Consider the following 12,836-nt stretch of genomic DNA (forward strand, 5'->3'; position numbering starts at 1 on the left):
TCCGCCTTTTACGACCGAAGGGATGCCCACCCCTGCCGGTCGCCGAGAACCTATCGGAATCGATCGGCCCTCGATACGGCAGTGTCGCAACACCCTCTGTCTTTTTCGTGTCAGCGTTTCGGGTCGTTCGAGGCAGGAAAAGCCCACGAAAGCCGGCTCTGAGTCGCCTGAGTCCAAAAAAAACGATTTTGTCAAATCGCGTTTGATGTCGGATTCATCTGCGGGTAGATTAGACCCGAATCAGCCGGTCCTGGGGGGCGCGGCGACCACCCAAAGTCTCAAGTTCCGGCCTCTGACCGGCACCAGACGCGGACGGCTTCGCGTTCCCTGATGGATTCGGCGATCGGCGCGACCGCCGCGCCCGTGTGAGTGCTTCGTAAACGTAATGCGTCTTCAAGTTCGGCCGCTGGTGACCCCAGCATCCGGGCTCAAGAAAAGATTCCGGCCATGACATACAACCAAAGCATCCAATGAGCAGCTCCGCCGCGCTTCTCCAATCCGACACATTAGGCTCGCGCCTCGCGTCCCGCGGCGATCTCACCTCCTTTTTCATGCAGCTTGCCGCCGAGATCGGCGCCGACAGCTACATGCTCGTCGCCATCGTCCACGACCAGGACCGCAACGACGCCCGCATCGTCTCCTCCAACTGGATTTTCGACGCCATCGAGCTCATCGGCAAGCGGCTGATCGCTGGCCTTGCCCAGGGGCCGCTGACTGTAGCACCCGGCATCCGCCCGAAGCCGTTGGTGGCCGCCGAAGCACCCGACACCGACGGTCTGGTCACCGGCGAGGAGGCCCGCCTGCTCGACGCGCTTGGCCATGCCGAAGTCTATTCGCTGCGGCTCAATGTCGGACGCCAGCGGCTGTTCGCCTTGTTCTCAGCGGCGGAGGCCGGCAAGATCGACCAGCCGGCGCTGATGAAGGCCCAGCTGAAGTGCTGCTATGCGCTGTCCGCCATTCCGCAATTGGTCGCCGCCGCCGCCATGCAGGACCCGCTGTCCGACCGCGAGCGCGAGTGCCTGTTCTGGGTGTCGGAAGGCAAGACCACCGATGAGGTCGCGGTCATCCTCGGGGTCTCGTCCAACACCGTCAACAGCTACATCACCCACGCCATCCAGAAATTCGCGGCCTCAAACCGTGCGATGGCCATCGCCACGGCGATCAGGAGCGGCATCATTTGAAACACGCTGACATCAAGGCGGCTGCCGAAGCCCTTTTCAACGAGCAGCGCAATCCGTTCGGCGCCTTCTCCATCGGCTCCGAGACGCACCACGCCGTCAGCATCCCGGACGCGGTGCGCCGCTGCCGCTGGATCGCCGTCGACATCAACGCGTCGGCCTTCGGCCTCTACTTCGTCAGCCCTTCGCCGGAACGCGCGCGCCTGGTGCCGAGCTTCGATTCCGACTATCCCGCCACCGCGGTGACAACCAAGTTCATCGCCGGCGCCAATGGCGAGGAGATGGTGCGCCACAGCGGCGCCTCGACAGCGCCGCGTTGGTGGGCCGATGACGGCATCGCCGGCTCGGACGCCGTCTTCCAGAACCTTGCCTGGGCGGAGCGCACGGCGGCGCTGGCGCCGGGCACCAACGGCATTGCCTTCCCCGTCCATGCCGATCGCGGCCATTGCGGGTTGGTGGTGTTCCTCGGCTCGACGATCGCTCTGCCGGAGGACACGCTCTACGAAATCCACGCCCGCTGTTTCTCGCTGTTCGCCGCCGTTGCCCGCATTCGTCCCAACGACGCCAGCCGGATGCGCTCGATCTCCAAGCGCGAACTGGAGTGCCTGAAGCTGACCGCCAACGGCAACACCAGCGAAGAGATCGCCAGGCTGCTGAAGCTGTCCGTCCACACCGCCAACCAGTATCTCACCCAGTCCACGCAGAAGCTCAACGCGGTCAACCGCAACCAGGCGGTGGCCAAGGCGCTGCGGCTGGGGCTGATCGAGTGATCCAAGGACCAAGGCTGTCGTCTCGGAACGAAGTGTCTGAATCAAAAATCGTCAGGCCGCTGGCGAAAATGGTGATTTCGAGAACCGGAGCGGAGCGTACATGAAGGTACGCGAGCACCGGAAGCGCAGAAAGTGCCATTTGCAGCCCGGCATGGCGACTTTTGGATCAGACACTCAGCGATAGGCGAGCGGCTCGGTCCTCCGGATGCGCGCCTCTTCGATCACGGTCTCCAGCAGGACCGTGTTGTGCTCCGGGTCTTCGCCGGGCTTCTCGAACGATACATAGTTGACGGCGACCGAAGACCTCTCCTCGCTCAGCGTCAGCTGGAAATAGACGGTGACGCCAGGCGGCCTGAGCTCCAGATCAAGCACGATGCGCGGGCTGCCGCTCCAGTCGACATGCGCTTCGCCGCCATGACCAAGCCTGAGCGTGCCCGGCAGGAAGAACAGTTCAACCGCCGAATCCACCAGGTCCGACAAGCAAGCGAAATGCTCGAGCCGGATAAAGGCGATGTAGTCGGCGACATCGATCAGCCGCAACTCGTCCACCACTGGCTCGATGGCCTTGGCAACGATGAGTTCACGGGATTTTGCGTGCGGTTGGCGGTTCATGAAATTTGTCTCCGCTCAGCCTTTTTCGAGTAGACGATCCGCACCAGTTCGGCGACGGCCTGGTAGAATTGCGACGGGATCACGCTATCAACCGAAACTTGCTTGTACATGGAGCGGGCGAGCGCCACGTCCTCGAAGATCGGGATGTTATGCTCCTTGGCGATCTCGCGAATCTTGAGCGCCACCAGGTCCTGGCCCTTGGCCAGCACCAGCGGTGCCGAATCCTCGTCGCGGACATATTTGAGCGCGATGGAAAAGTGCGTCGGATTGGCGATGATCAGCGTCGCGCGCGGCACGGCTGTCATCATCCGCTTGCGCGCCCGGTCGCGCGCCAGCGAGCGCAGCCGCGACTTGATGATCGGGTCACCCTCGGACTGCTTGAACTCGTCCTTGACCTCCTGCTTGGTCATGCGCAGATCCTGCTTCCAGTGGAAGCGCGACCAGACGACGTCGACAGCTGCAATCAGCCCCATGACGAAGACGATCGCCACCAATATGTCGACGGTGATGCTTTTGATGACGAGGCCGAAAGCGACGGGGTTGGTGATCATGCCGGCCAGGAGCTGGCGGTAGTCCTGCGACAGCGTGAAGTAGAGCACGATGCTGGCGAAGCCGAGCTTGCCCAGCGATTTCAGGAATTCGACCCAGCCCTGAATACCGAACGTCCTGGTCCAGCCCTTGGCTATCGAGATCCGTGACAGTTGCGGCCTGATCCGCTCGCCGACGAATTGCGGCATGTTCTGCAGCACCGAGGCGCCGATGCCGGCCACCACCAGCAGCACCAGCAGGCTGACGACGGCACGGCCGATCTCCATCATCACGGTCTTGTAGAGCGCGATGACGTCGGTCTCAGTGTCCATCGGCCATGCCTCGGGTTTTTCCAGGAACATGGACAGGAACATGCCGAGATCGACGACGGCATCCTTGGCGTAGAAGACGGTGAACACCAGTATGGCGATGAAGGACGCCAGGAGTGCGGCTTCCCGCGAATGGGGCAACTTGCCCTGTTCGATGGTGTCGCGGATTTTCTTTTCTGTCGCGTCTTCGGTTTTGGAGTCTTTGTCCGCCGCTTCAGCCATTTGAGGTCAGCGCTCTGCTTTAAGCCGCTTCGCTCTGCTGCGACGAGGACGGAAGTTCGAAAGCCCCCTCGCGCGAAAGCCGGATCGTCGCCACCGCAATGGTCTTGCGCGCCGTCATGATGTCGGCAAGCTGGATGCCTTCCGAGCCCTGTCCGAGCTCGGACTCAATCATGCGCCGTGACCGGGCGCCGATCGCCGATAGCACCGATTCCGTCAATCCGGGCGCAGCACCGCGCAGCGCCAGCGTGATCAGTTCGGTCGACAGCCCGTCGAACAGAAGCACCCTCGCCTTCTGCGTCAACAGCGGCAGATCGTCGAAGGCGAACAGCCTGGAGCGGACGCCGCCGAGATCCGGCGTGCCGGCCTCTTCCAGATCCTGCATGACCTCTTCCAGCTGCGGCTTGTCCATCTCGTTGAGCACGCTGGCGACGCGCGCCTGTCCAGCCGATATGTCCTTGGTCGCCGTCTGCGCCAGCACGCTGGCGCGCAGCTGGTTCTCGATGATCCTGGTGGCCGCGTCGGGAATCGTTGCCATCGACACCATGCGCTTGATGATTTCGCTGCGCATCGGCTTTTCCATGGTCAGCAGAATGTTGGCCGCCGTTTGCGGCGCTAGCTTCGACAGCACCACGGCCGCTGTCTGCGGATGTTCGCCGGCAAGGAACGTACCCAGACGCGTCGGTTCGAGCTTTTCCAGTTCCGGCCAGATCGGCGGCGGTCCTTCCGGCGCAACCTCGAAGCGCTTGTCGCCCATGATGGCGCTCATCTCTTCGGGCGACAGCGATTCATTGAGGATGGTGTCCATCCGGTCGGCGGAATCGAGCAGGCCGGCGCCCTCGGTGAATTCGGCCTCGAATTCGGCGACGATGCGTTCGAGATCGCTCTGCGGAATGGTGCGCAACAGACGCGCCCCTTCGATCAGCGCCTTCAGCTCTTCCTGCTTGAAGAATTTCAGCAACCGGCTGGCCGACGGCTTGCCCATCGCCACCAGGATGGCGGCGGCCTTTTGCGGGCGCGTGAGCGTCACCGGCGTCGTCATGGCATCCGCTCCTGCTGAGACCGCATATCGTCTATCCCTTTGAAGCAATTCCAGGAAAAGTGTGTGCGGCTTTTCCGTCCGGAATTGCGTAAAAACAAATACTCTATGCGCTCCTGGTGGCAGCGATGATTTCGGTCAGCCGGATGCCGAAGCGCGACGGATCGCTTTCCAGCACGGTGATTTCGCCGCGCGCGATCTTGCGGCCATTGACCACCACATCGACCGGTTCGCCGATGCGCCGGTTGAGCGCCACCGTCGAGCCCTTCTGCAGCGCCATCAGGTCCGACACCGGCATTTCCGTGCTGCCGAGGATGATCTGCACGTCGACCGGGATGCTCATGATGATGTTCGGATTGGTGCCGGACATGGCGGCCCGCAAGCCGGCGTCGGGGCGCTTTTCCTCCTCCTGGAGGACGCCGCGCAATTCCTCGATGGCGCGGTCGAGCTGTTCGTCCGGCTGGTCGATATTGGCTTCCACCTTGGTCTTGGCCATACGTCGTCTCCAAATGCTTGGGTTTGCCCGGCGTCAGCCCGGCATAAGCCCATCGATAAAATCCTGACCGGCATCGTAAGGGTGCCTGATCCGGACGGTGTAATTCTGCCCGAGTTTGCCGAACTCGCAGACGAACAAAGTCTTGTCGCGCGCGCTCAGCTTTGCATGCGACTGTGCCGTTTCCTCGAATTCGATGACCTGGCCAGGCTCGAAGCCGGCGAGGTCGCCGAGCGTCAGGCGTGCCAACGGCATGGTCGCTTCGAGCGTCACCGTCGAGCGCATCACCTCTTCCGAAAAGCGTGCCCGCCAGTCGGAGGTCGTGCCTTCGCTGTCATGGGCATCGGCGATACCGCGGGTCGCAAGCAGGATGCGTTGCGGGATCATCACCGTGACCGTGCCGCTGTCGGTCGGCGTCGAGATGCCGAACACGATGCGCACTGCTGCGCCATCGCGCAGCACGCGGCGCCTGGCTTCGTTGCCCGAAAGCGCCCGCGGCACCGGCAGCCGCAATTCGAGCGAGCGGCGGCCCGATCCGTTCAGCGCCTGCGCAACCTCCTGGAACACCGTCGTCGCCACATCCGTCTCGATCTGCGACAGCTCGCGCTCGATCGGCGCAACCGGCTGATCCGGATCGCCACCGAACAGCGCGCAGACCATGACTGCGATCGCTGGTGCATCGATCACCAGTGTCATCGCATCGGAAGAGGTCGGCGATGGGATGATGGTCATGGCAAAGCTGTCGCCGGCATGCACGCGCGCATCCGGCACGCGGCTGACCTCGACGGCGCGCAGGTCGACCGTCACCGGTGCGCCGAGTTCGCCGGCCAGGCTCTTCTGCAGCAGCGGCAGCGCGCGCTCACCCATCGAGCGCCCGGTGCCGATGACGTGAGCGGCCTCGCCGCTGTCACCGACCAGACGCTCGATGATCAGCGAGCGGGCTTGCGAGGGGCTGCCAGGACTTGTCATGACGGCGTGCGGTCCTGTCTGTCGTCATGCATGGCTCAGGCCGCTTTCTTCTCGGCGGAGGCAGTGTTCATCGTGCTCTGCTCGACGGCGTCGATCGTCGGCCGCTCATAGGACGAGATGGTCTTGCGGCCGAACTCGATCGCCACCTGCGGCAGGGCGCCGTTCATGTAGGCGAGCAGCGTCTGCTTGACGATGATGTAGAGGCGGTTCTTCTTCTCGCGCACCGTCTTGATCTTGGTGGCGACAGGCCCGACCACGGCGTAGGACAGGAAGATGCCGAGAAAGGTTCCAACAAGGGCGGCGCCGATCAGGCCGCCGAGGATTTCCGGCGACTGGTCGAGCGCGCCCATCGCCTTGACCACGCCGAGCACGGCGGCGACGATGCCGAGCGCCGGCAGGCCGTCGCCCACTGCGACGAGCGCGTGATAGGCCTTCATCTTGTCGGACTTGATGGTCTGGATTTCCTCATCCATCAGCGCCTCGATCTCATGCGAGCGGGCATTGCCGATGATGATGATGCGGCAGTAGTCGCAGATGAAATTCGTCAGATCGTGATTTTTCAGCACGGTCGGGAATGCCTGGAAGATCGCCGATTCCTCGGGGTTGTCGATATGCGCCTCGACCTCGCTGCGCGACTTCGAGCGCAATTCGCGCATCAGGCTGTGCAGGACGCCCAGCGTCTCCAGATAGTCGCGCTCCTTCGGCACCGCCTGCTTGAAGGCTTCGAGGATGCCCTTGCCGGTGTCCTTGACCGTCTTCATCGGATTGGCGACGAGGAAGGTGCCGAGTGCGGCGCCGCAGATGACCACCGCTTCCCAGGGCTGCATCAGCACATGCAGATGGCCGCCCATGGCCATGAAGCCGCCGAGAACACAGCCGAGCGTCACCACAAGTCCGATCAGAATGCCCACGCCAGATCCTTCCACATCACGTCAGGCCTAACCGATAGCCCTCGTGCCTTGTGTGAGGCTTGAATCACGCATGGTGAGGCGATTCAGCCTCGCGCAAGCAACCCGGCATACTCTGCCGTTTGAAGCTGCGACCGGAGGCATGTCGTGTTGAGCACTTTTACCAGCTACCAGCTCATCGCCAGGGATATTCCCAAGGCGATCGACCGCATCGAGGCGGACCCGATCACCAAGCGCGACACCGACTACTATCTGGCCAACATCGGCAGCGTGAAATCGATCGACGATTTCGTCAAAAACACCCGTCTGTTCACCTATGCCATGAAGGCCTTTGGCCTTGGCGACATGGCCTACGCCAAGGCCTTCATGGTCAAAGCCCTGAAGGAAGGCGTCTCCGACTCCGATAGCTTCGCCAACAAATTGACCGACAAGCGCTACGCGGAATTCGTCTCGGCCTTCAATTTCGCAGCGCTGGGTTCGGATGCCACCAGCTACAATCCCGCGCAGCAAGGCGTGACCAAGAACTATACGGCCCAGATTGGGCTCGGCGCCTTGCAGAACGGGTTCGACTACTACAAGGGCGAAACCTCCTACTTCATTAGCAACATCTCCAACGTCAAATCGATCGACGATTTGATGGGCAACGATCGCCTGCTCACCTATGCGATGGCCGCATTCGGCCTCGATGCAGACGCCGAAGCGCCTGCGACCGTCCGCGCCATGCTGGAAGGCGGCGTCACCGACCCGAACAGCCCCGCAAACACGTCGACCAACAAGGGCTATGCGGCCTTCGTCGCCGCCTTCGACTTCGCCCAATATGGCGACCAGGCGACAGCACGCGACGCCGTCCAGCAAGCGGTTCCCAAAGCCATCATGGCCGGAACCGGGCTGGTGCTGGTCAAGCCGACCGCGCAATACATCAAGGGCGAGGCCGACTACTACGCGGCCAACATCTCCAAGGTGAAGTCGATCGAAGACCTCTTGAAGGACAAGCGCCTGCTGACCTTCGCCATGGCTGCCTATGGGCTGGATGCATCGACCCAGACGGCCAGGCAGATCCGCACGATGGTCAACGGCGGCGTCACCGATCCGTTCAGCCCCGCAAACCAGTTGACCGACAAGAGCTACGCCAACTTCGTCAGCGCCTTCGACTTCGCCCAATATGGCGACCAGACGACCACGCGCGACGCCGTGCTGAAGACCACGCCGAAGCTTTATACGACCGAGTCCAGTCTTGGCCTGATCAAGCCGAATGCCGACGCCGTCCAGGCCGAGACCAGCTACTACCTCGCCAACATCACCAAGGTGAAGTCGATCGACGACCTGATGGCCGACAGCCGCCTCTACAACTATGCGCTGTCCGCAAGTGGGCTCGATCCGGCAACCACCAACAAGGATCTCGTCCGCGATGTCCTGGAGGGTGGCGTGCGCGATCCCGCCAGCATTGCCAACAAGCTCTCCAACAAGGCCTATGCCAGGCTCGCCACCTCGCTGAATTTCGAGGCTTACGGCGAAGCCGCAACGACACGCAGTCCGTCGCAGCAGCCGGTCATCGACAAATACATGCGCCAGACACTGGAGGAAGATGCCGGCAAGACCAATGAGGGCGTGCGGCTGGCACTCTATTTCGAGCGCAAGGCGCCGACCATCACCAACTGGTACGACGTGCTGGCCGACACCGCCTTGGCCAGCGTGGTGCGCACCGCGATCGGCCTGCCCGATTCCTTCGCCACCGCCGACATCGACAAGCAGGCGCAGGCCTTCGAGGCCAAGCTCGACCTGACCGATTTCACCGATCCGGCCAAGCTCGACAAATTCCTGACCCGCTTCACCAGCCTGTGGGAAATCAATCATCCGACCTCGACGGCATCGACATCGGTCGGCGTGCTGTTTGCCCAACCGACCACCGTCGGTATCTCGACCGATCTGATGATGGCCATGCAGAAACTGAAATTCTGAGAGCACCATGCAGGACAGTCTTTACGTCGCCCTTTCCTCGCAGATCGCGCTCGAGCGCCGTCTCGACACCATCGCCGACAATGTCGCCAACGCCTCGACCATCGGCTTTCGCGCCACCGGCGTGAAGTTCGAGGATGTCGTCTCCGGCAGCGGCCCCAAATCCGTATCCTTCGCCTCCTCCGGCAAAACCTATTTGTCCGGCGCGCATGGCGCGATGACGCAGACCGGCAATCCGTTCGACTTCGCCGTCCAGGGCGATGCCTGGTTCGGCATCGACACGCCGGCCGGCACCGTGATGACGCGCGACGGACGTTTTTCGATGAACGAGAACGGCGAGTTGATGTCGCTCGAGGGCCATCCGGTGCTCGATGCCGGCGGTGCGCCGATCCAGCTCGACCCGCGCGACGGCCCACCCAAGGCGGGCGCCGACGGTTCGCTACGCCAGGGCGACAAGCTCGTCGGCGCCATTGGCCTGTTCAATTTCGACCCAGGCCCGAATTTCGTGCGCTACGGCAATTCGGGCATCGTTCCCTCACGCGCGCCGGAGCCGGTCACCGACCGCTCCGATCTCGGCGTCGCGCAAGGCTTTGTCGAGGAATCCAACGTCAATCCGGTGCTCGAGATGACGCGCCTGATCATGGTTCAGCGCGCCTTCGAGAACACGGCGGCGCTGATGCGCCAGACCGACGCGTCGACCGACGACGCCATCAAGACGCTCGGCTCCAAGTCGTAGCGCATGTCGAGCCCGCAATCATCGATACGTGCGCTTGAACGGCAGCCGGAAGCAGCACCGGAAAACCGGCTGGCTGCGCTGGAGCGGATCTGGCACCGGTTCGACGATACCGAAACGCTGCTGCGGCGCGGCGGCCGCGTCGCCGAGGTTTCGCCGACGCACTACAAGGTGCGCGGCCTGTCCGAAGTCGCGAGGCTCGGTGACCTCGTCGAGCAGCGCGGCCAGGCCGGCACGCGCCGTGGCGAGATCGTCAGGATCGGCCGCGACGAGGTCGTCATCGCGCCTTTCGAACGCAGCGCCGATGCCGGCATCGGCGACGCCGTGTTTCGCCGCGGACCACTGGTGGTGACGCCGCACGCCTCGTGGCGCGGCCGCGCCATCGACGCGCTGACCCGCGTCATCGATGGCGGTCCGCCGCTGATCAGGAACGGCGAAGCTGCAAGCGGCGACGGCACCACGCCCGGCGCCATGGCGCGGCAACGCGTCGGCACCGCCTTCACGACCGGGGTCAAGGTCATCGACATCTTCACGCCGCTTTGCTTCGGCCAGCGCCTCGGCGTTTTCGCCGGATCCGGCGTCGGCAAGTCGACGCTGCTTGCCATGCTGGCCGGCGCCCATGCTTTCGATACCGTGGTGGTGGCGCTGATCGGCGAACGCGGCCGCGAGGTGCGCGAATTCCTCGAAGACACGATCGGTGCGCAAAGCATGGCCAAGACGGTCGCCGTCGTGGCCACCAGCGACGAGAGCGCCATGATGCGGCGGCGTGCGCCCGACACCGCCATGCGCGTCGCCGAACATTTTCGCGACCAAGGCCACCGCGTGCTTCTGGTGCTGGATTCGATCACCCGCTTTGCCCATGCGCTGCGCGAAGTCGCGACCGGCACCGGCGAGCCACCGGTGGCGCGCGGCTATCCCGCTTCCGTTTTCACCGACCTGCCCAAGCTGCTCGAGCGTGCCGGACCGGGCGCTGAAGGCCCCGGCGCCAAAGGCCAGGGATCGATCACCGCCATCATCTCGGTGCTGGTCGACGGCGACGACCACAACGACCCGGTCGCCGATTCGGTGCGCGGCATTCTCGATGGCCACGTCGTGCTCGACCGCGCCATTGCCGAGCAGGGCCGCTATCCGCCGGTCAATCCGCTGTCGTCGATCTCGCGCCTTGCCGACAAGGCATGGAGCCCCGAGCAGCGCATGCTGGTGACGAGGCTGAAGTCGATGATTTCGCGCTTCGAGGACACGCGCGACATCCGCCTGCTCGGCGCCTATCAAGGCGGCGCCGATGCCGAGCTCGACATTGCGGTGCGCCAGGTGCCGCTGATCTATGAGGCGCTGACGCAGTCACCAAAGGACCGCGCCTCGAACGACGCATTCTCCGACCTCGCCCGTCATCTGAAAGGCAAGCAAAGTGTCGATGCTGGAGACTGAGCGCCAATACACCGAGCGGCTTTTGCGCGAGATGCTGGCCGAGGCCACCGCCGCCGAGGAAGCCAGGGCTAACGAAGCACGGGCTGCCAAGGCGAAAGCTGAACGCGCCAAGGCAGCTAAAACCGAGGCCGCATTGGCCAGGGCGGCCAAGCCACCTTTGCCGAGACTGGTCCAGCCTGCGTTGCGCAGCGTGCCCGAACCTGCCTTGCTCGGCTCGCCTGAGGCTGCCTTGCCGAGCGTAGCCAACCTTGCCTTGCCAGGCATGGGTGAGCCATCCACACCCAGCGCGTTCAGGCTTGCCCTGGTCGGTGCACCGAATGCTGCCTTGCGCGGTATGTCCAGGCTTGCATCGGGCAGCGCGAAGCTTATATCGAGCAGCGCGTCCAAGGCGGCGTCGCGCAAAGCGGCCAGAGTAGCGGCGCGCAAAGCAGCCAAGTCTGCCTCGCGCAAAATGGCAAAGCCTGCACCAACCGACGAAGCCAAGCCGGCGTCGCTCAGGGCAGTCGAACCTGCATTGCGCGATGTCGGCAAGCCTGCCTTCCCGGAGGTGGCCAGACCTGCTCCTCCCGCTTTCGCCAAGCCCCCACTAGCCAAGGCTCCGCATGCCGAACTCAACGAGGCGATCGCGGCCAGCCGTGACTCGCTGCTCGACGGGCTCTTTCCCGACGTCGACTGGCCGCAGCCGCCAAGGGCGCAGTTTCCCAGGCTGAAAAAGAAGGATGACCGCCGCAGCGACATCGTCTTCGCCGCGCTCGGCATCACGCTCGGCCTGATCTGCGCGCTGTTCCCCTGGTATATCTTCTTCAACCAGGACCAGTTCGGCGTCCAGGCGATCAAGTTCGGCGGCAGCGGCACCAATGCCGGTCGCGTCAGCGGTGGCTCGCAGATGGAAAATTCCGGCCAGCCGCTGACCGCAAACGATGTACCCGATGTCGACCTGTTCGCCACCGGCACGCTGCAGCACCCCGACGACAAGACCCAGCCTCCCGTGGCCGACGAGCAGCCCTTTCCGGGCGATCCCAAATTCCGCATGGTTCATGTCGCCAATGGCCGCGCCATGATCGAGGACGATGCCGGCCTGTGGATCGTCCAGCGCGGCTCGAAGCTGCCTGATGCCAGCACCGTCTCGTCGATCGAGCAGCGCGGCGGCAAATGGGTCATGGTCACCAGCACCGACCAGGTGATCGAACTCTCCAAATAATCGCACGCTCCAGCTGCGGCACGGGCCGGCCCGCGCAAGGTCCGCGCAAGACTGGCGGCCTAGTCTGGTGCGTACCAGCCTGGAGATCCCCATGGAGCCCGTCAACCTTTTCGATCTTGCAGCCAAGCAGTCGCAATGGCTGTCCGTGCGTCAGTCCGCCATTGCCGGCAACATCGCCAACGTCAACACGCCGGGCTACACCGCCGGCGATGTCGAGCCGTTCGAGAAGGTGCTCGACCGCACCGCGGTATCGCTGACGGCCACCCAGGCCGGGCACCTCGGCACCGCCGCCACCAATGCCGGCTTCACGGTCAAGCCCGAAGAGACGACCGGCGCCATCATGCCGTCGAAGAACACCGTGGTGGTCGAGAACGAGCTGATGAAGGCCGGCGAGGTCCGCCGCTCCTTCGAGCTCAACACGGCGATCGTCAAGGCCTTCCATTCGATGATGATGATGGCGGTTAAGACCTGAC

Annotated in this window: 13 protein-coding genes; 7 read left to right on the top strand and 6 right to left on the bottom strand. The window is 63.6% G+C overall.

All coding sequences use genetic code 11. The annotated features are described in order from the left end of the window. The first annotated feature begins 470 nt into the window (after window positions 1–470). Window positions 471–1,181 (top strand): helix-turn-helix transcriptional regulator, encoded by a 711-nt coding sequence (locus tag AC1DYC_RS14300; protein ID WP_477407215.1) that lies wholly within the window; start codon window positions 471–473, stop codon window positions 1,179–1,181. Next, a complete protein-coding gene (locus AC1DYC_RS14305) occupies window positions 1,178–1,948 on the top strand; it encodes a helix-turn-helix transcriptional regulator (RefSeq protein ID WP_477407217.1) in 771 nt (256 codons plus the stop codon). The genes AC1DYC_RS14300 and AC1DYC_RS14305 overlap by 4 nt, the downstream gene beginning before the upstream one ends. A 174-nt stretch (window positions 1,949–2,122) precedes the next feature. Here the strand turns inward: AC1DYC_RS14305 and AC1DYC_RS14310 are convergent, their stop codons facing one another. From AC1DYC_RS14310 to motA, 6 genes are all read right to left on the bottom strand, one after another. Further along, the gene (locus AC1DYC_RS14310; protein ID WP_477407218.1) at window positions 2,123–2,560 is read right to left on the bottom strand and encodes a hypothetical protein; all 438 of its coding nucleotides are present in this window, start codon (window positions 2,558–2,560) and stop codon (window positions 2,123–2,125) included. Next, window positions 2,557–3,639, bottom strand: a complete 1,083-nt coding sequence (gene flhB / locus AC1DYC_RS14315; RefSeq protein ID WP_477233026.1) for a flagellar biosynthesis protein FlhB — start codon at window positions 3,637–3,639, stop codon at window positions 2,557–2,559. Before flhB ends, AC1DYC_RS14310 begins: the two co-directional genes overlap by 4 nt. A gap of 19 nt (window positions 3,640–3,658) precedes the next feature. Next, window positions 3,659–4,678: a flagellar motor switch protein FliG gene (locus AC1DYC_RS14320; protein WP_477407220.1), complete on the bottom strand. Its 1,020-nt coding sequence runs from the start codon at window positions 4,676–4,678 to the stop codon at window positions 3,659–3,661. A gap of 103 nt (window positions 4,679–4,781) precedes the next feature. Beyond that, a complete protein-coding gene (gene fliN, locus AC1DYC_RS14325; RefSeq protein WP_477407222.1) occupies window positions 4,782–5,171 on the bottom strand; it encodes a flagellar motor switch protein FliN in 390 nt (129 codons plus the stop codon). Window positions 5,172–5,204: 33 nt separating this feature from the next. After that, on the bottom strand, window positions 5,205–6,137 hold the full coding sequence (locus AC1DYC_RS14330) for a FliM/FliN family flagellar motor switch protein (RefSeq protein WP_477407224.1): 933 nt from the start codon (window positions 6,135–6,137) through the stop codon (window positions 5,205–5,207). Between the two features lie 35 nt (window positions 6,138–6,172). Beyond that, on the bottom strand, window positions 6,173–7,048 hold the full coding sequence (gene motA, locus AC1DYC_RS14335; protein ID WP_477288263.1) for a flagellar motor stator protein MotA: 876 nt from the start codon (window positions 7,046–7,048) through the stop codon (window positions 6,173–6,175). Between the two features lie 144 nt (window positions 7,049–7,192). On the opposite strand from motA, the gene AC1DYC_RS14340 reads away from it, so the two are divergent. The 5 genes from AC1DYC_RS14340 (at window position 7,193) to flgB (ending at window position 12,835) form a co-directional block, all read left to right on the top strand. Beyond that, window positions 7,193–9,004 carry a DUF1217 domain-containing protein gene (locus AC1DYC_RS14340; protein WP_477407226.1) on the top strand — a complete coding sequence of 604 codons (1,812 nt, stop codon included), beginning with the start codon at window positions 7,193–7,195 and terminating at the stop codon, window positions 9,002–9,004. A 7-nt stretch (window positions 9,005–9,011) separates the two neighbouring features. Then, on the top strand, window positions 9,012–9,737 hold the full coding sequence (gene flgF / locus AC1DYC_RS14345; protein WP_112559340.1) for a flagellar basal-body rod protein FlgF: 726 nt from the start codon (window positions 9,012–9,014) through the stop codon (window positions 9,735–9,737). A gap of 3 nt (window positions 9,738–9,740) precedes the next feature. Further along, a complete protein-coding gene (gene fliI, locus AC1DYC_RS14350) occupies window positions 9,741–11,162 on the top strand; it encodes a flagellar protein export ATPase FliI (RefSeq protein ID WP_477407228.1) in 1,422 nt (473 codons plus the stop codon). Further along, window positions 11,149–12,363: a hypothetical protein gene (locus tag AC1DYC_RS14355; protein ID WP_477407229.1), complete on the top strand. Its 1,215-nt coding sequence runs from the start codon at window positions 11,149–11,151 to the stop codon at window positions 12,361–12,363. Before fliI ends, AC1DYC_RS14355 begins: the two co-directional genes overlap by 14 nt. Window positions 12,364–12,454: 91 nt before the next feature. Next, the gene (flgB, locus tag AC1DYC_RS14360) at window positions 12,455–12,835 is read left to right on the top strand and encodes a flagellar basal body rod protein FlgB (RefSeq protein ID WP_112559338.1); all 381 of its coding nucleotides are present in this window, start codon (window positions 12,455–12,457) and stop codon (window positions 12,833–12,835) included. The last annotated feature ends 1 nt before the right edge of the window (window position 12,836 follow it).

The sequence above is a fragment of the Mesorhizobium sp. P2_E7 genome (genome assembly GCF_056403855.1).

Bases quoted from the DNA above. Each gene is read 5' to 3' on its own strand.
- AC1DYC_RS14300 (WP_477407215.1), top strand. From the start codon at position 471: ATGAGCAGCTCCGCCGCGCTTCTCCAATCCGACACATTAGGCTCGCGC.
- AC1DYC_RS14310 (WP_477407218.1), bottom strand. From the start codon at position 2,560: ATGAACCGCCAACCGCACGCAAAATCCCGTGAACTCATCGTTGCCAAG.
- flhB (WP_477233026.1), bottom strand. From the start codon at position 3,639: ATGGCTGAAGCGGCGGACAAAGACTCCAAAACCGAAGACGCGACAGAA.
- AC1DYC_RS14320 (WP_477407220.1), bottom strand. From the start codon at position 4,678: ATGACGACGCCGGTGACGCTCACGCGCCCGCAAAAGGCCGCCGCCATC.
- fliN (WP_477407222.1), bottom strand. From the start codon at position 5,171: ATGGCCAAGACCAAGGTGGAAGCCAATATCGACCAGCCGGACGAACAG.
- AC1DYC_RS14330 (WP_477407224.1), bottom strand. From the start codon at position 6,137: ATGACAAGTCCTGGCAGCCCCTCGCAAGCCCGCTCGCTGATCATCGAG.
- flgF (WP_112559340.1), top strand. From the start codon at position 9,012: ATGCAGGACAGTCTTTACGTCGCCCTTTCCTCGCAGATCGCGCTCGAG.
- fliI (WP_477407228.1), top strand. From the start codon at position 9,741: ATGTCGAGCCCGCAATCATCGATACGTGCGCTTGAACGGCAGCCGGAA.
- AC1DYC_RS14355 (WP_477407229.1), top strand. From the start codon at position 11,149: ATGCTGGAGACTGAGCGCCAATACACCGAGCGGCTTTTGCGCGAGATG.
- flgB (WP_112559338.1), top strand. From the start codon at position 12,455: ATGGAGCCCGTCAACCTTTTCGATCTTGCAGCCAAGCAGTCGCAATGG.